Consider the following 19,382-nt stretch of genomic DNA (forward strand, 5'->3'; position numbering starts at 1 on the left):
CAACTTCTAACACGCCAAGCCGCATGCGCCCCGCCATGGTGGAGACACTGCACGGTGGATGTGGCGGGACATGGCGCTTCTTGACGACGTAATCGATGCCAGCGGCGGAATGGCCCGCTGGAACAGCTTGAACCGGTTCACGCTCCACCTTTCCGTTGGCGGGACGCTGTTCTCCAGCGCCGGCCATGCCCGGGAATTCAAGGACGTGACCGCGGAAGGCTCGACCCGGACGCAATCGGTGCGCTTCACCGGCATCACCGGGGGTGAGCACTCCGGCTCCTTTCAACCGGATGCGATCACGATCGAGAGCCTGGATGGTGAGGTCCTGCGGTCCTGGCGTGACCCCAGCCTTGCATTTTCCGAGGTCGATCCACCGGCGCTTGCGGACGAGCTGCATCTCGTCTTCTTCTGCGGCGTCGCGATCTGGAGTTATCTGACCATTCCATTCCTGCTTGCCCACCCCGATGTCGTGATCGAGGAGCTGTCGCCCTGGCAGGAGAATGCCGAAACCTGGCGGCGGCTGCGGGCACAATTCCCGGCTCACCTGATGACGCTCGCGCCCGAGCAGATCTTCTATTTCGACGAGAGCGCCCTGCAGCGGCGGACAGATCACGATCTCTTCGGGATGAAGGTCGCACACTCCTCCTGGGCTCATGACAGCTTCGGCGGCATCGTGGTGCCGACACTTCGGCGCGCGCAGACATTGCGGCCCGATGGAACCGTGATTGCCAAGCCGGTGCTGATGGACGTCGAAATCTTCGACGCCGTCTTCGAATAGCGGTGACACGCCTGGTATCGCGGCTCTCTCAACGTCTAACAATACATAACGAGCCAACAGCCCGCCTTGAGCGCAGATTGGGTTTGCGAGCAACGAACGACGTGCTCGAACGAAACCCAGGCGACGCAACCACGCGTGTGGAATGCGTCAGCATAGCGAACGCACTCAGGGAGACAGTCATGAAGGTACTGATGGTTCTCACGTCCCACGATCAGCTCGGCAACACCGGACGCAAGACGGGCTTCTGGCTCGAAGAGCTTGCAGCTCCCTACTACATCTTCAGGGATTCCGGTGCGGAGGTCACGCTGGTCTCGCCCAAGGGCGGCCGCCCGCCGCTCGATCCCAAGAGCAACGAGCCCGAATTCCGCACCGACCTGACGGTGCGCTTCGAGCAGGACGCGGCCGCGGAGGCGCAGCTCGACAGGACCCTTCGCCTCGACAGCATCAGGCAGGAGGATTTCGACACGCTGTTCTATCCCGGCGGCCACGGTCCGATGTGGGACCTCGCCGAAGACCCGAACTCCATCAAGCTCATCGAGTCCTTCTTTGCCGCCGGCAAGCATGTTGGGATCGTCTGTCATTCCCCCGCCGCGCTGCGCCACGTCAAGACGCCGGACGGCAAGCCGCTGGTGCAGGGCAAGGAGGTGACCGGCTTCACCAACGGCGAGGAGGAGGCAGTCGGCCTCACCAAGGTGGTGCCGTTCCTGGTCGAGGACGAGATGCTCCGCCTCGGCGCCACCTTCTCGAAGAAGGCCAACTGGACGCCTCACGTCGTCAGCGACGGCCTGCTGATCACGGGCCAGAACCCGCATTCGTCGGGTCCGGCCGCGCAGGCGCTGCTGGCTGCTCTCGCGGGCAAGCCGATGGCGAAGGCTTCGTAAATCACAGCTGCGGCCATGGCTCGGGAGACGCCTGCGATGGTGCCTCCCGACGCCGCAGCACTTTCCACAAATCCTCACGCTACGTGCAAGAGCAATGACATGAGCATTCCAGCCGCACTCGCCCTCTCCGCCGCAATGGCCTGCGCCGTCGTGCAAGCCTCGGCACAGGAATTGCGATCCAGCCGTCGCTCGATCAGCTATCACACCATCGATATCGGCGGTCTCAAGACCTTCTATCGCGAGGCCGGCTCCCCCGACGCCCCGTCCGTGCTGCTGCTGCACGGCTTTCCGTCCTCGTCGCGGATGTGGGAGCCCTTGCTGCCGCTGCTCGCCGACAAATATCACGTGATCGCACCGGACTATCCCGGCTTCGGCAACAGCAGCGCGCCGCCGCCGTCCGATTTCACCCATACGTTCGACAACATCGCCGGCGTGATCGGGGAGCTCACGACCAAGCTCGGTCTCAGCAACTACGTCCTGTTCATGTAGGACTATGGCGGCCCGGTCGGCTTCCGCATGGCGCTGGCGCATCCTGAACGTGTCCGCGGGATCATCATCCAGAATGCCGTGTCGCACGAGCAGGGCTTGAGCCCGCTCTGGGAGGCGCGTCGCAGATATTGGGCCGATCCGGCCCACGAGCTCGAGGCGCTCAAGGCCAATTTCACCTCGCTGGCGGCGACGCGCCAGCGGCATCTCGGCTCCAGCCCGCACCTCGAACGTTACGACCCCGATACCTGGACCGACGAATACGCCTTCCTGACGCGTCCGGGACAGGCCGAGATCCAGACCACGCTGTTCCTGGATTACCGGACCAACGTCGCCTCTTATCCGAAATGGCAGGAATGGTTGCGCAAGACCCGGCCGCCGACGCTGGTGGTCTGGGGCAAATACGATTCGTCCTTCGCGGTCGCCGGCGCGTCGGCCTATCGCGACGACGTTCCGGATGCGGAGGTTCACATCCTGGAAGCGGGCCACTTCGCGCTGGATGAAGCCACCGACGAAATCGCTGCGCTCGTTCGCGGCTTCCTTGCGCGACTGGACGGGCACAAGGGCTGACAGCAACCGCGCGACGGATCGCTGCGGAGGCGCCGTCGCTGTTCGGCTTGATCAGGCGGAAGGCGGATTCAGCATGAGCCGAGCGTCCTTGAGATCGGCGGTCTCAAACCCTTCGGTGAACCGCGCGTACGTCTTGGCGAGCTGTTCGCGCGGATCTCGTACACCCTGCCGCTCGCGCAGCCGCGCCAGCGACATCTCGGTGCGGAGCCGCCAGGACAGCGCGCCCTGTTGCTCGGCGAGCTCTGCCGATGCGACGAGACTTGCCTCGGCCGCGTCGAGGTTTCCGCTCTGCACCTCGAGCTCTCCGCGCAGACGCAGCAGCTCCGGCATGTCGAAGGCGCCGCCTTCCTGCTCGACGCGGTCAATGGTTTCGTGAAGGACTTGAGCGCCTTCCGCCAAGCGCCCCAACGAGACCAGCCCGGAAGACAGATCCGCGGCGAACGCCGACATATAGAGCTCGTAGCGATCCGCGTGCAGACGCGGAAGCGCGCTCCGCAACAAGTCGATGCCGCCAATGGCCTCGCCGTGGGCGATCATGGTCTGCGCCCGAAACCCGGTCGCAACGGCTTCGTAGGGGACGAGCCCGTGCATGCTCGCATGCGTCGCCAGGCGAGTGCTCATGGTCTCGACGGCGGACCAGTCGCCGACCCAACCGAACACCGAGGCGGACCAGCACAGCGCGATACAATGCATGACCACGTCGCGCGGCGCTGACGCGCCGACGAGCGGGAGGACACATTCGAGCGCGCGATCGGGATAGCCCCGCAGCCACAACACGCGCGCGAGCGGAATTTGCGGCGTACGCGAATAGGCGAAATGTCCGGGTTGCGTGCCCCGCAGCGCGGCGTCGTCGCGCATGCCCTCGTCGAGATGAGCTTGCGCCTCGGCCTGGTCGCCGGCAAGGTGATAGGACACGCCGAGAAGCGCCTTGCTGCCGGCAATGCCCGCCGTATCGCCGATCAGGCGCGCTATCCGCTCGGCGTGACGCGCAGTCGGCACCAGATGGCGGTAGCCACCGGTCCGGCGGTAGAACATGTTCAGTCGCGACAGCAGCCTGAACGTGTTGGCGTGATCGCCGAGCGCTTGCGCGATCTCCAGCCCGCGCCTGAGCGCCGCTTCCGCCTGCTCGCTGTTGCGCTCGGTGAACATGAAGGCGTGACCGAGCGTCGACTGAAGCTCGAGCTCCCATCGGCCGCCACGATCGGCGTCGTCGAGCATCGCGAGTGCGCGATCGGACCAGATGCGCGCCTCGTTCAGCAGATTGAGTTCGACGAACAGCCCTGTGCAACTGCCGGCAAGCGGCACGCGCAAATCAGCGCCGTCATCATTGGCGTAGCTCCAGGCCAGCGCCGCGCGGGCATCGGCGAGCAGGCCCACCCGCTCCTGCGAGCGGGACACCTGGCCGCTGCCGCCCTGCGCCGTCAGCCCGGCTTCAAGCGTGCGTTGAACATAACAAGCGTGACGGCGCGCGATGACGTCGGCCTCGCCGCAATCCGCCAGCTTCTGCATGGCATAGGCACGCGTGGCATCCAGCAGGCGATAGCGCCGCGATGCGCCGTCCGGCTGCGAGGACACCAGAGACTTGGCCACGAGTTGCTCCAGCGCGTCGATGACGCGTTCCTCCGGCGTTGCCTCCTCGGCAGCCACCGCTATCGCGCCCCTCAGGGTGAAGTGACCTGCGAAGACCGCGAGCCGCTGGAACACGATGCGCTCATTCTCGCCGATCAGGCCGAAACTCCAGTCGAGCGTGGCACCGAGCGTCTGCTGCCGCGGGGGCGCCGTTCGCCGCCCGCGCCATTCGAGCTGCAGGCGGCTGTCGAGCAGCGCCGCCATCTCGCGCAGCCCGTAGAGGCCAACGCGCGCGGCAGCAAGTTCGATCGCGAGCGCGATGCCATCGAGCTTGCCGCAGATCTGCACCAGGACTTCCGCATCCTCGTCGGTGAGATCGTCGCGATGCCCCGCCGCATTGGCGCGGTCGACGAACAGGCGCGCCGCCGGATAATTCAGCACCTCGCCGGCGCTGAGGCGTGTGCCTTGCGGCGGGCCGGGCAGCGGAGCAAGTTCGAAAATCTGCTCGCCAGCCACCAGCAGCGACTCGCGGCTGGTGGCGAGGATGGCGACGCCGGGCGCCTCGCGGTGAATGTCTTCCGCGAGACGTGCGACCGCGTCGATGACGTGCTCACAGCTGTCGAGAACGAGAAGCAGCCGGCGCCCGCGCAGGAAATTGACGATGCTGTCACTCGGATCGTTGTGATGCACGACGAGGCCCAGCGCGGCGGCAACCGTGCTCGCTACCAACGCGGCATCCTTGAGCGGACCGAATTCGAGGAAGTGGACGTTGCCCTCGAACCTGTCGCACAGGTCATGCGCGAGCGCGACCGCAATGGTGGTCTTGCCGATGCCGCCTGGCCCGCGCAGCGTGACGAAACGATCGCGGAGCAAGCGCGGCGCCAGCTCGGCCACGATTTCGTCCCGCCCGACCATCCGATCCAGGCGATGCGGCAGAGACTGCGTCGCCTTTTCGGCCGGCCGCGCCGTGAGCGCAGGCGGCTCGTCGCGTCCGCCACGCTGCACCGGCGCGACGAAGCAATAACCCCGGCTCGGGATGTTGGTGATATAGCGTATGCCGTCCTTGCCGTCGCCGAGCACCTTGCGCAGCTCCGCGACATGAACCCGCAGGCTGATCTCCTCGACGGAGAGTCCGGACCACGCGTAGCTGAGAATCTCGTTCTTTGGGACCACCTCGCCGGCACGGCTGACGAGCAGGCGCAAAATATCCATCGCGCGGCTGCCGAGCTTGACCGGCACCCCGTCCTTCTCCAGCAGCCGCGAGCGCAGCAAAAACGGCCCGAACGAGACGGCATCGAGGTCAAGGATCGTTCCGGCGCCGCCGCTGCGGGGGCCATGTCCTGCCGTGAGGTCGGTCACATCTTGCTCATCTTGACGACTGCTTCCTCGAAACGCGCGGGGACTATACCCGGCACCGATGCGAGGTCCAGCGAAGGCCCTGCGCGGATCTCACACCGGCACGTCGATCGCCACGCGATCCTCCTTGAGGTCCCCTCAAACAGGGGCAGCCGGGCAAATCTCTGACAAATTGAACATAATCAAGGTCTGCGGCGGGCTGTCGCACCTGGTGCACACGCACAAAATCTAACAGATCCTAATCACCACTAACGGGCGTCCTGGCCAGCTCACGCCTATCCTCCGAGCATGGAAAGTATTGGGTTTGCGCGTTTGCCGGTCGTTGCAAACCGCGGCAAAGCCAGGAGAGGACGAGCGATGTCGAACAATTTGCACGCGGCCCATGCCTGGATCGATTTTCCGGCCGGCTCGCGGGATCACGAGGTTCTTCGCCCGACGCAGGTGATCGCCCGGGAGAGCCAATGGCGTCAGATCGATCGCACTCCGGACGGCGCGATCGAGGATATCACGATCTCGCGATGGGAGGACACGCGGAGCAGCTCGTCGCACGAGACGACGACGCCGGACGATCGCTATTTCATCGGCATCGCCCTGAAGACCACGCGCGCGAAGCTGACACGGGATCGCCAGATCATTTTCGACGGCACCATGCCTGCGGGGACGCTCTATGTCACCGCTCCGTCGAAATCTCTCGGCGTGCAATTCCAGTCGCCATGCGCCTTCCTGCACGTCCACATCTCCACGGATCATCTTCCGGCCCATGTCGTTGCGACTGACGGGCTCAATGATCTCGTGCTGCTCCGCGATCCGCTCGCAGCCGAGCTTGCCAAGGCGCTGATCGAGCAGAATGATGCCAAAGACCGGCGTTTCACGCAGTGCATCGGCCGGACCCTGGCGATGCATCTCACTCGGATGGAGTTGCCGCGCGTCAGGGTCAACGCCTTGCCGAAATGGCGGCTGCGGCGTGTCGAGCAATATATCGCCGATCATTTCCACCGCGGCATCAGCCTCTCCGAGCTTGCCAATGTCGCCGGCCTGTCCCGGATGCACTTTGCGGCACAATTCCGCGCCGCGACCGGTTACCGTCCCCGCGAATATCTGCTCAATCACCGGACCGAGCAGGCGAAGACGCTGCTTGCAAGCACCGAGCGGCCATTGGCGGAGATCGCGCTTGCCGTGGGCTTCAGCACGCAGGCGCATTTCTCGACCGTGTTCAAGCGCATCAGCGGCGAGTCACCGGCACGCTGGCGCCTCGCCAGCAGGGGTGAGCGGCTCGAGGTCGAAGCGCCGCCGCGGCGGCGTCCTTCCCCGCAGATCGGTTGGATCGCCAGCGCCGCGGCGTAGTGCTGCGTCAGGGCACGCGAGGGCTACACCGGATCGAACGCGCGGATCGGCGGCAGATTGCCGGTGAACTTCTCCACCTCGACCACCGTCAGCTGCCCAGTGCAGCCTTGCGCGAACGACGAGGTCCCGATGTCGCGGGTGAGCACGTTCGGATTGCCGTGAACGCAGAGCGGTGCCTCGTCTTCGGGGTCCATCGGATCGTACCAGGCGCCGGTCGGAAGCTGCACCACGCCGGGTGCGATGCCGTCGGTGACGTGGACTGCGGCGAGGCACGCACCGCGATCGTTGAACAGGCGGATGATGTCGCCGTCCTTGATGCCGCGTGCATCAGCATCGCGCGGGTTCATCCGCGCGACCTCACGGCCGCGATGTTTCGAGCCAAGCGAATGCCCGCCGAAATCGAGCTGGCTGTGCAGGCGCGTCACCGGCTGGTTGGCGACGAGGAAGCACGGCGCCCCGGGCTTGGGCATGTCGGTCTTGTCGAGCCAGACCGGATGTCCCGGACAATCCGCATCACCATGGCCGGCGATCTTCTGCGAGAAAATCTCGATGCGCCCGCTCGGCGTCGGCAGCGCGTGATTGACGGGATCCTCACGGAAGCGGCGCAACCGGCCGCCATCATCGGGCTGCTGCGGCACGACCAGGCTGCCGCGCGCCCAGAACTCGTCGAAGTGAGGGGCTTCCAGGCCGCGCTTGGCGAGCGAGGCGCGGGTCGGCTCGTAGAGATGCTCGAGCCATTGCCGCGAGGTACGGCCCTCGGTGAAGGGTTCGCGGGCCCCCAACCGGTCGGCGAGATCGGCAAAGATGTCGTAGTCGTCGCGCGAAAGCCCGAACGGCTCGGCGATCTGGTGCATGGCCACCATGAGGGGGTCGTTGCTGGAATAGCCGATGTCCTCGCGCTCGAGCGTCATCGTCGACGGCAGCACGATATCGGCATGACGGGCGGTGGCGGTCCAGGCAAGCTCATGCACGACGAACGTGTCGAGTTTCGCAAAAGCCTTGCGCAGGCGGTTGATATCCTGGTGGTGATGGAAGGGATTGCCGCCGGCCCAGTAGACCATGCGGATGTCAGGATAGGTCCGCGTCTCGCCATTGTAGCGATAGGTGCTGCCTGGGTTGAGCAGCATGTCGGCGATGCGCGCCACCGGAATGAAATCGGCGACGCCGTTGCGGCCCTGGCCCAACGTCGGCCCCGGCACGTCGTTGACGCGGCGGCCGTAATAGCCGATCGCCCCGAGCGAATAGGCATAGCCGCCGCCGGGAAGGCCGATCTGGCCGAGCGCCGCCGCCAGCACCATGCCCATCCACACCGGCTGCTCGCCATGCTCGGCGCGCTGCAGCGAATGCGAGACGGTGATCAGTGCGCGCTTTCCGGCGAGCCGGCGCGCCAGCTTGCGGATCGTCTGCGCCTCGACGCCTGAGATCGCGGCAGCCCATTCGGCATGCTTTGCCTGCCCGTCGCTCTCGCCGGTGAGGTAGCGCAGGAAGACCGGCCATCCCTCGGTGTAGCGATCGAGGAAGGCCTGGTCGTGCAGGCCTTCACTGACCAGCGTGTGGACGAGGCCGAGCATCAAGGCGGTGTCGGTGCTCGGCACGCAGGTCATCCACTCCGCACCGGCCTCGACGGGCAGGTCTTCGCGAAGCGGGCTGACCAGGATGAACTCGCAGCCGCGCTTGCGGGCCGCTGCCATGGCGCCGCGCTCGACATGCTTGCTGATCGAGCCGCCGGCCACCATGGAGTTCTTCAGCGCCATGCCGCCGAAGGCCAGCACGATGTCGGTGTGATCGGCGATCTGCTCCCAGGTGACGTTGCGCTTGGTGATGTCCTCATAGCCGGCGAGGATTTGCGGCAGCAGCACCGAGGACGCGCCGGAGGAATAGGAGTTGACCGAGCGCACATAGCCGCCCATCGCGATGTTGAGGAAGCGATGGACCTGGCTCTGGGCGTGATGAAAGCGGCCGGCGCTCGACCAGCCATAGGAACCGCCGAACACGGCGCCAGGCCCGCGGGTATCGCGGATGCGCGACAGCTCGTCGCCGAGGAGGTCAAGCGCCTTCTCCCAGCTCACGGAGACGAATTCGTCACGGCCGCGGCGATCGTCCGGGCCCGGCCCGCGCTCGAGCCAGCCGCGGCGGATCGCCGGCTGGGCGATGCGTGCCTGATGGCGCAACGCGCCGGGGAAATTGTCGATGATGCCGTTCGGATCGGGGTCGCCCGCATAGGCCCTGACCTCCAGCCCGGCCGCGCCCTGACGCGCGGAAAACACGCCCCAATGCGAGGTGTGCGGCTTGAAGCCATCCGACAGGTCGAGACCGGGATCGGGGAAGCCAATCGTATCGTCCATCATCTGATCCTTGTTCCGGCGTCGGCCTGCTAATCGGGTGGTAATATACCGATCCGATCCTGAGGTCGTCGAGATCAGCGTTGACGGAAACGCTGGGCTGCCCCGCGTGACACCAGAGGTCGTTGCAGGAGGCGTTCGCCCAAGCCCGGAGCTGGCGGCCGCACCGCGAGGAACGAAAGCCTCAGCGGTCTCAAAGGTGCCGCGGAGCCCCCCGGATCTATGTGATCACAACTATTCGACGGGCGCTTGAAGGGGGACCACGACAGTTTGGCTTCGGCCAAAGCCGCCCGAGGCGGCATCACTCGCCTGCGCAGCAATCCACCAACAGCTGCCAGATCCGCTGCGCCTCGCGTCTCTCGTGGCTCTCCGTCACCTTCCCGGCGCCGGACTGACCATAGCCGGCGATGGCGCGCGCTTCACGCGGCACGATCCACCGTTCCGAGATTGGGTCGTACCATTTTCCGATGTTCACCTCAGTCACGGCGATCGACTCACAAATTTTCCAACGTTCGAGCGCAGCGCCTCCCGCGGCCTCATGCGAACCATTTGGCGGCGCGTCGCTCAATTTACCAATCAGCGGCGCGTACGATCGTTCCACCGGCTGCATCATCCTGGCCGGGCCGGATGAAGCGTACGCGGGTGCCGCTCGTGCAGCAGCCGTGCGAGCTCCTCGCGCTCGGTCTCGCGTCCCTTCATGGCGGACTCGAACAGCGCTTCCTGGATGTCGCGAGGCATGTCGCCCCACACGTCCATCGCCGCGTGTCCGAGCAGGCCTGCAAGATGATCAACTCCATCGCTCATTCGGCTCTCCTGATCTGCACACGGGAATGGAACAGCTGCGGCCGCGCAGCGTTCCAGTGTCATCATTGTGAAAGGAGTGGTCTTTTTATGGGATTCTTCACCAAGGACATCAAATCGATGGAAGACCTGCTGCTGCACGGGCTGCAGGACATCTATTACGCGGAGCAGCAGATCCTGAAGGCGCTGCCCAAGATGATCGACAAGGCGACCAACAGGGATCTCGCCGCCGGCCTGAAGGCTCATCTGGACGAGACCAACAAGCAGGTGGCACGGCTCGGCAAGGTGTTCGCCAAGCTCGGCAAGGAGCCCTGCGGCACGCAGTGTCCGGCCATCGACGGCCTCATCGAGGAAGCCGACGCGACCGCCGGCGAGATCGAGGACAAGGCCGTGCTCGATGCCGCGATCGTGGCCAACGCGCAGGCCGTCGAGCACTACGAGATGTGCCGCTACGGCACGCTGATCGCCTGGGCGGAAGAGCTCGGCCACGACGACATCGTGCGCTTCCTCACGACCAATTTGAACGAAGAGAAGGCGGCCAATACCAAGCTGAACACGGTGGCGCTCCGCAAGGGCGTCAACGCCAAGGCGTCCAACGCCGCCTGATCGATCTGCTGACCAGGACGTGGCAGCCCGGCCTCCGGCGCCGCCACGGTTCACGTGCTCACAACGCGACGAGGCGCCTTCAATCAGATGAACGGCTTTCCACCGGTGACGGCCAACGTCGCCCCCGAGGTATAGCTCGAGAGCGGATCGGCCAGCATGACATAGGCCGTTGCAAGTTCGGCCGGCTGGCCGGCGCGCTGCATCGGGACCTGCTTGCCGAAATTCTCGACCCTTTCCTCCGACATCGTCGACGGGATCAGCGGCGTCCAGATCGGACCCGGAGCCACGGCGTTGACCCGAATGCCCTTCTCGGCCAGCATCTGGGCCAGTCCACCCGTGAAATTCTGGATGGCGCCCTTGGTCGTGGCGTAAGCCAGCAAGGTCGGGTTCGGCATGTCGGAGTTCACCGACGCCGTGTTGATGATCGCAGCTCCCGGCTTCATATGAGGGACGGCGGCCTTGGCCAGATAAAACATGGCGTGGATGTTGGTCTCGAACGTGCGCTGCCACTCCTCGTCGCTGATGTCGGCGATGTCCTTGAACGTGGCCTGGTGGGCGGCATTGTTGACGAGGATATCGATCCCGCCGAGCTCCTCGACGGTGCGACGCACGACGGACCGGCAGTGCTCGGGATTGCGGATGTCGCCGGGAATCAGGACGACCTTGCGTCCGGCCTGCTCCACCAGCGCCTTGACGTCGGCTGCATCCTCGTCCTCGTTCAAATAGGAGATGACGATGTCGGCGCCTTCTCGCGCATAGGCGATCGCGACCGCGCGGCCGATGCCGCTGTCACCACCGGTGATGAGCGCCTTCTTTCCGGCCAGACGCCCGGCGCCCTTATAACTCTCCTCGCCATGATCGGGACGTGGATTCATCGCACGCGTCGAACCAGGCATCGGCTGCTGTTGCGAAGGATAAGGCGGCTTGGGGTATTCGATCATGGACAGCTCCAGCAATTTGCTCCGCTAACGGAGCCCCGCCGGAAGCGTTCCTGTGACCGCCTGTTGCACCGCGGAACCATTTGCGCCGCACCATTCAAAAATGAGACTGCCCGTCAAACCAAAGGAGGCGCCGACGCATGCACCGCATCCGACTTCGGTTAGCTTTCCCATCAAAGCCGCGGGCTTTTCGAGAGCCACGCGGCGACAAAAGACGACACACAGGGAGGAGCACAATGTCGAAATGCAGTGTGGGACTGCTCGCGCTGAGCAGCTTTTTTCTTTCAACCGCAGCGATCGCCCAGGAAAAGATCAAGGTGGGCGTGACCGCAACCCTCGAAGGCACCTACACGGTGCTCGGCGAGGACGGCATGCGCGGCCACCAGACGGCCCTCAACGTCCTGGGCAAGAAGGTCGGCGACAAGGAGCTCGAATTCATCGTCGCATCGACCGATGCAACGCCGGACAGCGCGGTGCGCGCCGTGCGCAAGCTGATCGAGCAGGACAAGGTGCAGATCCTGCTCTCGCCGCTCTCTGGCGACGAGGGCATCGCGGTGAAGAACTTTGCAAAAACCCATCCCGAGCTGACCTTCATCAACGCGGCCTCCGGCGCGCAGGAAACGACCTATGTCGATCCCGCCCCGAACTTCTTCCGCTACAACATGGACGGCGCGCAGTGGCAGGTCGGCCTCGGCAAATACGCCTTTGAGGAAAAGAAGTATCGCAAGATCGCGACCGTGGGCGAGGACTATTCCTTCATCTACACGCAGGTGTTCGGCCTCGTGCTCGAGTTCTGCGGCGCCGGCGGACAGGTCACCAACCGGCAATGGGTGCCGCTCGGCACCAAGGATTTCGCCTCGGTAATCGCCGCACTGCCCGACGATGTCGACGCGATCTATCTCGGCCTCGGCGGCGCCGACGCCGTCAACTTCCTCAACCAGTACCAGCAGGCCGGCGGCAAGGCGCATCTGATGGGCGGTTCCATCATGATCGACCAGACCATCCTGTCGTCCAAGGGCAACGCCAAGAACGCCCTGGTCGGCACCATCGCGGCGAGCGGCCAGGCCGACACGTGGGAGGACCCGGGCTGGCAGAAATTCGTGAAGGCCTATCAGGACGCCTTCCCGCCGAACAAGCGCTTCCCGAGCCCATCGCTGCTGGCCACCAACTATTATGACTCGACCATGGCGCTGATCCTGGCGCTGCGTCAGGTCAATGGCGACCTCTCCAACAACCAGGCCAAGTACAAGGAAGCCCTCGCCAAGATCGAGATCGATGCGCCGAACGGCAAGATCAAGCTCGACTCCAATCGCCAGGCGATCGGCACCAACTTCGTCACCGAGGTCGTCGACGACGGCAAGGGCGCGCTGTTCAGCAAGGTCGTGAAGGTGATCCCGAACGTGAATCAGACGCTCGGCTATGACCCGGCCGTATTCTCCAAGATCGGGCTGCCGAGCCGCACCGTGCCGGAATGTAAGAAGTACTGACGCATCACCTCCGCGATGCGCAACCCGGGGAGCGACTTGCTGACGCGGTCGCTCTCCGCTCTTGCAATCTCGTCGGCGTTGTTGAACGCTGAGCGAAAAGACAAGAACATTCGGGAGGGGAAGGCATGAGCCGTGCGCTCGCCGTCTTCCACGGCCGGTTCGGCCGGGCGACGGTTTATCAGTTGAACCGCCCTTTCAATATCCACGCCCATCGTGAAGGTCATCTGATCTTCCATGTTGGCGGCATGCCCGCATGCATCGACGTCTCCGACGGTCACCACGATCTCAACGAGACGTCCGTCGTCGCGGTCAATCCCTGGGAGCCGCATAATTTCCTGCCCGCCGATCTCGACGGCGGCGCGATCTTCTTCGTGCTCTACGTCAATGCCGAATGGTTTGCCCCCGATGCATCCGGCACCCATCGGATGCGTTTCGGCCGCACCCAGTTCCGGCGCACGCCGGCGCTGGACAAGCACATCAGGCGGACCGCCGCGCTCGTGTGCGGCGCACCATCTCTGTCCAGCCTGGATTCCGAGCTGCGGCGGCTGATCGACATCTGCTACGACGAAAGCTGGCAGCAGGCCGAGATCGCGCGCGATCCACGCGCAAACGGCTCCGTCACCGATTTCCGCGTGCGCAAATGCATCAAGATGATGTCGGAGAGCCCCGGCGCCGAGATCGAGCTCGACACGATCGCGCGGGAATCAGGACTGTCGCGACCGCATTTCTACCGGCTGTTCCGCGTCCAGACCGGCGTGACGCCGAACCTCTATCTCAACACGCTGATCATGGAACATGCGCTCGAAGCGCTGGTGGCAAGCGAGACGCCGATCGCCGATATCGGCTTCGATCTCGGCTTCTCCTCGCAGAGCGGCTTCACCCGCTTCTTCGCCGCCAATGTGGGGATGGCCCCGACCGATTATCGTCGCGCGGCCAAGATTTTGCGCGCCTGAGCGCGGGCCACGAAAAGATACTCACGATCAAACGTCGCCCCCGCAGCCTCGCTAGGATGCGGGCAACGCGATCCCGAAAGAGGGTCGCGACCGACGGGAGCGCGCGTTCATGGTGAGGCTAGCAGCCGCTGCAAGCCTGTCTGACCTGCATTCGGTGGACCTCCGGCGCGGGGCCTGGATCGGCGGGCTGCGCACATGAGCCGCTTCGTCGAACGCCATCCGGCCTGGGCGCTGATCTCGATCATTGCCATCGCCGTCGGGCTGTGGCTGGTCTTCGCGGTCTGGCCGCCGGGCCTGGAAGAGGCCATCGGCCGCAAGCGCGTCTTCCTCAACGCGGTCTTCAACGGCATCACTCTCGGCGGACTCTACTTCCTCGTCGCCAGCGGCTTCACGCTGATCTTCGGCCTGATGCGCAACGTCAACCTCGCGCACGGCTCGCTCTATCTGTTCGGCGGCTATGTCGGCTACGCCATCAGCACGGCGACCGGCTCCTGGCTGCTCAGCTTCATTGTCGCCTTCATCCTCACCGCCCTGGTCGGCGTCCTGCTCCAGCTGATCGTGTTCCGCCGGATGGAGGGACAGGACCTCAGGCAGACCATGGTGACGATCGGGCTTTCGATCGTGTTCGCCGATCTCATGCTGTGGGCCTGCGGCGGCGACTTCTACCAGATCCAGACGCCGAACTGGCTGATCGGCCCCATCGAGCTGCCGCTGGTCACGGCGATCAAATCCTCGGGCGAGCCGGTCTATCTCCGGTATCCCCTGGTGCGGCTGGTGATCTTCGCCGCCTCCGTCGTGATCGGCGTGGCGATGTGGCTCGCGCTCAATCGCACCCGCGCCGGCATGATCATCCGCGCCGGCGTCGACGACCGCGATATCCTCGCCGCGACCGGGGTGCGCATCCAGCTCGTCTTCGTGGCGGTGTTCGCATTGGGCGCAGGCCTTGCGGGCATCGCCGGCGTTGTCGGCGGCACCTTCCAGTCACTTTCCCCGGGCGAGGACATCCGCTTCCTGCTCGCCTCCCTCGTCGTCGTGATCGTGGGCGGCATGGGCTCGATCCCCGGCGCGGCGCTCGGCGCGCTGATCATCGGCCTCGCCGAGCAGCTCGGCTCTGTTTACATCCCGACCTATGCCATCGTCGTGACCTTCCTGATCATGGTGCTGGTGCTGGCGATCCGGCCGCAAGGCCTGTTGGCGAGGCGCTGACATGTCGCTCGCCCACGATGCCCGCGTTGCCGTTCGTCCCGCCGATGTTGCGCAGCGCCCGGCGCGGACATGGCCGGAGATCAACAATCCCGCCGCCTGGATCGTCGCAGTCATTCTCCTGATCATGCCGCTGATCGCGAGCGGCTTCTTCTTGATCGAGATCTTCGCGACCACGCTGATCCTCGGCATCATGGCGCTCAGCCTGATGTTCCTCGCGGGCTATGGCGGCATGGTCAGCCTGATGCAGCTCACCATCGCGGGCTTCTCGGCCTACATGGTCGCCGTGTTCGGCGTCAGCGGCAACGCCAATATCAGCCTGGGCTGGCCGTGGTGGCTCGCGGTCCCCATGGCGCTGGCGCTGGCGACCGCCTTCGGCACGCTCGGCGGCGCGCTCGCGGTGCGCACCGAAGGCATCTACACCATCATGATCACGCTCGCGATTGGCGCTGCCTTCTATTATTTCACCAATCAGAACTGGGCGATCTTCAACGGCCATACCGGCATCAACACCGTGGCGACGCCGCACTTCTGGGGCGTGAACTGGCGCGCCGACATTCCCTTCTATTACGTCGTGCTCGCGGTCGCCGCGCTCTGCTATTTCGCCGTCGAATATCTCTCGCGCGCCCCGTTCGGCCTCGCCCTTCAGGGCGTCCGCGACAATCCCAGGCGCATGGCGGCGCTCGGCTTCAACGTCAATGCGCACCGCGTCGCCGCCTATGCCTTCGCCTCCTTCGTGGCCGCCCTCGCCGGCGTGCTCCAGGTCTGGAACTACCGCCAGATCTCGCCGGGCTCGGTCAGCGTCGGCGCCTGCATCGACGTGCTGATCATCGCCGTCGTCGGCGGCATCACGCGTCCGATCGGTCCCTTCATCGGCGCGTTGATCTTCGTGCTGCTGCGCACCTTCGCGCTCGACTTCCTGGTCAGGCTCGGCCTCGACGGCAACCGCTTCCGGCTGCTGATCGGGCTCGGATTCCTCGCCATCGTGTTCTGGTCCTCGGACGGCGTCATCGGCCTGTGGCAGCGCTGGCGCCAGAGCCGGCGACCGGCTGCAAATCGACCGGGCGGAGGACGCGGCCATGGATAGCGTCGCCCAACGCCTCTCGGCCGTCGGCGCCGGCGCCGCACTGGAGCTGCGCGGCGTGACGCGGTTGTTCGGTGCGCTCGCGGCGCTGACCGACGTCACCATCACCGTACGCCCCGGCGAACGCCGCGCCGTGCTCGGCTCCAACGGCGCCGGCAAGACCACGTTGTTCAACTGCATCACCGGCGACTTCGCGCCCTCCTCCGGCACCATCCGCTTCTTCGGCGAGGACGTCACGCATTTCCCGCCCTATGAACGCATCCGCCGCGGGCTGCGCCGGACCTACCAGATCTCGGCGCTGTTTCCCGGCCTCACCGTGCAGGACAATGTCTATCTCGCCTGCCGCGGCGTCTCGCGCGGGCGGTTCTCGTTGCTGCGGCCGGGACAGAACGATGCCCTGATGCACGCGGCCGACAATCTCGTCCAGGCCGTGCATCTGGCCGTCGTGAAGGACCAGCGCGTGGCGGAGCTCGCGCACGGCCAGCAGCGCCAGCTCGAGATCGCGCTTGCGCTCGCCGGCGCCCCGCGCTTCGTCCTGTTCGACGAGCCGGCCGCGGGCCTTTCCCCGACCGAACGGGCCGAGCTGATCGAGATCCTGACCTCGCTGCCGGCGCATATCGGCTACATCATCATCGAGCACGACATGGACGTTGCCTTGCGCGTCGTCGAGAGCGTCACGATGATGCACAACGGCCGCATCTTCAAGGAGGGCCTGCCGGAAGAGATCCAGTCCGACCCCGAGGTGCAGGAGCTTTATCTCGGAGGCGGCCATGAATGAGGCCCGCCGCCCTGCCGCCGCGCTCGAGGTCCGCGGGCTCGACGTCTATTACGGGCACTCGCACGCCCTGCAAGGCGTCGACCTCACGCTGGAGAGCGGCGTGTTCTCCGTCGTCGGCCGCAACGGCATGGGCAAGACCACGCTGTGCAAGGCGATCATGGGGCTGGTCGGCGTCAGCGGCGGGTCGATCCGTGTCAGCGGCGAGGACATCACGCGGCGGCCCTCCGCCCAGATCGCCCGGCTCGGCGTCGGCTACGTGCCGCAGGGCCGCCGTCTGTGGCGCTCGCTCAGCGTCGACGAGCATTTGCGGCTGGCCGGCGGCCTGCGCTCCGGCGCCTGGACGGTCGAGCGCATCTACGACACCTTCCCGCGCCTCGCCGAGCGCAAAGATCACGGCGGCGGCCAGCTCTCGGGCGGCGAGCAGCAGATGCTGGCGATCTCGCGCGCGCTGCTCACCAATCCGCATCTGTTGATCATGGACGAGCCGACCGAGGGACTCGCGCCCGTCATCGTGGCGCAGGTCGAAGAGATGCTGCTGCGGCTCGGTGAGGACGGCGACATGTCCGTGCTCGTGATCGAGCAGAATATCGGCGTCGCCACCGCGGTCTCGCGCAACGTCGCGATCATGGTCAATGGCCGCATCAATCGCATCATCGATTCCGCGCGGCTCGCCGCCGACCGCGAGCTCCAGCAACGCCTGCTCGGCGTCGGGCTTCACGCTGAGCTCGAGCCGGATCTCGAGATCCCCGCATCCGGCCCGGACACAAAACCGGTGCCGGCGCCGCGCCGCGACGGGCCGATCCGCATCTACGTCTCCAACCCAACGCTGCCGACGCGATGGTCGCAGCCGGTGCCGATCGCCCGCATCGAGGCCGCAGCCCGCACGCTCTCGACGCAAGTCGCGCGGCTCGACGAGACGGCGCGGCGCAAGCGCGAGCCGATGGCGGCGCAGACCGCCGGCCCGCCCGTCGTGCTGGTCGTCGGCACGCTCGACACCAAGGGCCTCGAGCTGCGCTTCATCCGCGACATCATCGCCGAAGCCGGCCTGCGCACGCGGCTGGTCGACGTCTCGACCAGTGGCAAGCATTCCAGCTGCGACGTCTCCGCGCAGGAGATCGCCCTCAACCACGGCCGCGGCGGTGCCGCGGTATTCGGCCCCGACCGCGGCGCGGCCGTGACCGCGATGGCCGACGCGTTCGCCAGTTGGCTGCGGCGCCAGGGCAATGTCGCCGGCGTGATCTCGGCCGGCGGCTCGGGCGCGGCGTCGCTGGTTGCCCCCGGCATGCGCGCGCTCCCGGTCGGGGTGCCGAAGCTGATCATCTCCTCCGTCGCCTCCGGCGATGTCGGGCCCTATGTTGGCCCGGCCGACATCACCATGATGCACTCGGTCACCGACGTGCAGGGGCTGAACTCGATCTCGCGCGCGGTGCTGGCCAACGGCGCCCATGCGCTCGCCGGCATGGTCAAGGCGCGGCTGGACGCGCGCGCCGCGACGGCGCGGGAGGCCGGCGGCCTGCCGTCGGTCGGCATCACCATGTTCGGCGTGACGACGCCGGCGGTGCAGAAGATCGCTGCCGAGCTGCGCGACGATTTTGAGTGCCTGGTCTTCCATGCCACCGGCGTCGGCGGCCGTTCCATGGAGAAACTCGTCGAGTCCGGCCAGCTCGCCGGCGTCATCGACCTCACCACGACGGAGGTCTGCGATCTCCTGATGGGCGGCGTGTTTCCCGCAACCGAGGACCGCTTCGGTGCGATCATCCGCACGCGTATCCCCTATGTCGGCTCGGTCGGCGCACTCGACATGGTCAATTTCGGCGCACCCGACACGATTCCCGAGCGCTACCGCGGCCGCAAATTCCACGTCCACAATCCGCAAGTGACGTTGATGCGGACGAGCGTGGAAGAGAACGAGCGCATCGGCCACTGGATCGGCGAGCGCCTCAATCAGATGGACGGCCCGGTGCGCTTCTTCCTGCCCGAGGGCGGCGTCTCCGCACTCGATGCGCGGGGCCAGCCGTTCTGGGATCCGGACACGGACGCCGCGCTGTTCCGCACGCTGGAGCGCACCGTGCGGCAGACCGGCAATCGCCAGCTCATCCGCACGCCCAAGAACATCAACGATCCCGACTTCGCCGCCGCCATCGTCGGTGCGTTCCGAACCCTGTTCGGCCGCACCGGCACGCGGCGGAGACTAGCGAGGTGAGCG

The 19,382-nt window shown here is 65.8% G+C and carries 15 protein-coding genes and 1 pseudogene; 11 read left to right on the top strand and 5 right to left on the bottom strand.

Annotated features, from left to right (window positions below):
• The first annotated feature begins 70 nt into the window (after positions 1-70).
• The 3 genes and pseudogenes from GA0061098_RS24990 to GA0061098_RS25000 all read left to right on the top strand — a co-directional run bounded on the left by GA0061098_RS24990 (position 71) and on the right by GA0061098_RS25000 (position 2,715).
• Complete coding sequence (locus tag GA0061098_RS24990) at positions 71-778, top strand: hypothetical protein (RefSeq protein WP_091963153.1); 708 nt, start codon at positions 71-73, stop codon at positions 776-778.
• 179 nt (positions 779-957) lie between these two features.
• Positions 958-1,659, top strand: coding sequence for a type 1 glutamine amidotransferase domain-containing protein (locus tag GA0061098_RS24995; RefSeq protein ID WP_091962696.1), 702 nt, complete (start codon positions 958-960; stop codon positions 1,657-1,659).
• A gap of 99 nt (positions 1,660-1,758) precedes the next feature.
• Positions 1,759-2,715: pseudogene (locus GA0061098_RS25000) on the top strand (alpha/beta fold hydrolase).
• Positions 2,716-2,766: 51 nt separating this feature from the next.
• Here the strand turns inward: GA0061098_RS25000 and GA0061098_RS25005 are convergent.
• Positions 2,767-5,643 carry an ATP-binding protein gene (locus GA0061098_RS25005; protein WP_091962699.1) on the bottom strand — a complete coding sequence of 959 codons (2,877 nt, stop codon included), beginning with the start codon at positions 5,641-5,643 and terminating at the stop codon, positions 2,767-2,769.
• 354 nt (positions 5,644-5,997) lie between these two features.
• On the opposite strand from GA0061098_RS25005, the gene GA0061098_RS25010 reads away from it, so the two are divergent.
• Positions 5,998-6,984, top strand: a complete 987-nt coding sequence (locus tag GA0061098_RS25010; RefSeq protein WP_091962702.1) for a helix-turn-helix domain-containing protein — start codon at positions 5,998-6,000, stop codon at positions 6,982-6,984.
• Between the two features lie 23 nt (positions 6,985-7,007).
• On the opposite strand, the gene GA0061098_RS25015 is transcribed toward GA0061098_RS25010, so the two are convergent.
• The 3 genes from GA0061098_RS25015 to GA0061098_RS25025 form a co-directional block, all read right to left on the bottom strand.
• On the bottom strand, positions 7,008-9,329 hold the full coding sequence (locus GA0061098_RS25015; protein ID WP_091963156.1) for a molybdopterin guanine dinucleotide-containing S/N-oxide reductase: 2,322 nt from the start codon (positions 9,327-9,329) through the stop codon (positions 7,008-7,010).
• A gap of 298 nt (positions 9,330-9,627) precedes the next feature.
• A complete protein-coding gene (locus GA0061098_RS25020; RefSeq protein ID WP_091962704.1) occupies positions 9,628-9,939 on the bottom strand; it encodes a hypothetical protein in 312 nt (103 codons plus the stop codon).
• A complete protein-coding gene (locus tag GA0061098_RS25025) occupies positions 9,936-10,130 on the bottom strand; it encodes a hypothetical protein (protein ID WP_091962708.1) in 195 nt (64 codons plus the stop codon). The genes GA0061098_RS25020 and GA0061098_RS25025 overlap by 4 nt, the downstream gene beginning before the upstream one ends.
• Before the next feature lie 87 nt (positions 10,131-10,217).
• On the opposite strand from GA0061098_RS25025, the gene GA0061098_RS25030 reads away from it, so the two are divergent.
• Entirely contained in the window at positions 10,218-10,733 is a 516-nt protein-coding gene (locus tag GA0061098_RS25030; RefSeq protein WP_091962711.1) for a YciE/YciF ferroxidase family protein, read from the top strand.
• A gap of 83 nt (positions 10,734-10,816) precedes the next feature.
• Here GA0061098_RS25030 and GA0061098_RS25035 read toward each other — a convergent pair whose 3' ends face one another.
• Positions 10,817-11,674, bottom strand: a complete 858-nt coding sequence (locus GA0061098_RS25035) for an SDR family oxidoreductase (RefSeq protein ID WP_091962715.1) — start codon at positions 11,672-11,674, stop codon at positions 10,817-10,819.
• Between the two features lie 233 nt (positions 11,675-11,907).
• Between GA0061098_RS25035 and GA0061098_RS25040 the strand changes: the two genes are divergently transcribed.
• The 6 genes from GA0061098_RS25040 to GA0061098_RS25065 all read left to right on the top strand — a co-directional run bounded on the left by GA0061098_RS25040 (position 11,908) and on the right by GA0061098_RS25065 (position 19,379).
• Complete coding sequence (locus tag GA0061098_RS25040) at positions 11,908-13,158, top strand: ABC transporter substrate-binding protein (RefSeq protein WP_091962719.1); 1,251 nt, start codon at positions 11,908-11,910, stop codon at positions 13,156-13,158.
• Between the two features lie 125 nt (positions 13,159-13,283).
• The gene (locus GA0061098_RS25045; RefSeq protein ID WP_018318060.1) at positions 13,284-14,111 is read left to right on the top strand and encodes a helix-turn-helix transcriptional regulator; all 828 of its coding nucleotides are present in this window, start codon (positions 13,284-13,286) and stop codon (positions 14,109-14,111) included.
• Positions 14,112-14,306: 195 nt separating this feature from the next.
• On the top strand, positions 14,307-15,317 hold the full coding sequence (locus tag GA0061098_RS25050) for a branched-chain amino acid ABC transporter permease (RefSeq protein ID WP_091962724.1): 1,011 nt from the start codon (positions 14,307-14,309) through the stop codon (positions 15,315-15,317).
• 1 nt (position 15,318) lies between these two features.
• Positions 15,319-16,401, top strand: coding sequence for a branched-chain amino acid ABC transporter permease (locus GA0061098_RS25055; RefSeq protein ID WP_091962728.1), 1,083 nt, complete (start codon positions 15,319-15,321; stop codon positions 16,399-16,401).
• The gene (locus GA0061098_RS25060; RefSeq protein WP_091962731.1) at positions 16,394-17,176 is read left to right on the top strand and encodes an ABC transporter ATP-binding protein; all 783 of its coding nucleotides are present in this window, start codon (positions 16,394-16,396) and stop codon (positions 17,174-17,176) included. The genes GA0061098_RS25055 and GA0061098_RS25060 overlap by 8 nt, the downstream gene beginning before the upstream one ends.
• Entirely contained in the window at positions 17,169-19,379 is a 2,211-nt protein-coding gene (locus GA0061098_RS25065; RefSeq protein WP_091962735.1) for an ABC transporter permease, read from the top strand. The genes GA0061098_RS25060 and GA0061098_RS25065 overlap by 8 nt, the downstream gene beginning before the upstream one ends.
• Positions 19,380-19,382 lie beyond the last annotated feature (3 nt).

Origin of the sequence: Bradyrhizobium shewense (genome assembly GCF_900094605.1) — a bacterium.
Lineage (GTDB): Bacteria > Pseudomonadota > Alphaproteobacteria > Rhizobiales > Xanthobacteraceae > Bradyrhizobium > Bradyrhizobium shewense.

Bases quoted from the DNA above. Each gene is read 5' to 3' on its own strand.
- GA0061098_RS24990 (WP_091963153.1), top strand. From the start codon at position 71: ATGGCGCTTCTTGACGACGTAATCGATGCCAGCGGCGGAATGGCCCGC.
- GA0061098_RS24995 (WP_091962696.1), top strand. From the start codon at position 958: ATGAAGGTACTGATGGTTCTCACGTCCCACGATCAGCTCGGCAACACC.
- GA0061098_RS25010 (WP_091962702.1), top strand. From the start codon at position 5,998: ATGTCGAACAATTTGCACGCGGCCCATGCCTGGATCGATTTTCCGGCC.
- GA0061098_RS25015 (WP_091963156.1), bottom strand. From the start codon at position 9,329: ATGGACGATACGATTGGCTTCCCCGATCCCGGTCTCGACCTGTCGGAT.
- GA0061098_RS25020 (WP_091962704.1), bottom strand. From the start codon at position 9,939: ATGATGCAGCCGGTGGAACGATCGTACGCGCCGCTGATTGGTAAATTG.
- GA0061098_RS25025 (WP_091962708.1), bottom strand. From the start codon at position 10,130: ATGAGCGATGGAGTTGATCATCTTGCAGGCCTGCTCGGACACGCGGCG.
- GA0061098_RS25030 (WP_091962711.1), top strand. From the start codon at position 10,218: ATGGGATTCTTCACCAAGGACATCAAATCGATGGAAGACCTGCTGCTG.
- GA0061098_RS25035 (WP_091962715.1), bottom strand. From the start codon at position 11,674: ATGATCGAATACCCCAAGCCGCCTTATCCTTCGCAACAGCAGCCGATG.
- GA0061098_RS25040 (WP_091962719.1), top strand. From the start codon at position 11,908: ATGTCGAAATGCAGTGTGGGACTGCTCGCGCTGAGCAGCTTTTTTCTT.
- GA0061098_RS25045 (WP_018318060.1), top strand. From the start codon at position 13,284: ATGAGCCGTGCGCTCGCCGTCTTCCACGGCCGGTTCGGCCGGGCGACG.
- GA0061098_RS25050 (WP_091962724.1), top strand. From the start codon at position 14,307: ATGAGCCGCTTCGTCGAACGCCATCCGGCCTGGGCGCTGATCTCGATC.
- GA0061098_RS25055 (WP_091962728.1), top strand. From the start codon at position 15,319: ATGTCGCTCGCCCACGATGCCCGCGTTGCCGTTCGTCCCGCCGATGTT.
- GA0061098_RS25060 (WP_091962731.1), top strand. From the start codon at position 16,394: ATGGATAGCGTCGCCCAACGCCTCTCGGCCGTCGGCGCCGGCGCCGCA.
- GA0061098_RS25065 (WP_091962735.1), top strand. From the start codon at position 17,169: ATGAATGAGGCCCGCCGCCCTGCCGCCGCGCTCGAGGTCCGCGGGCTC.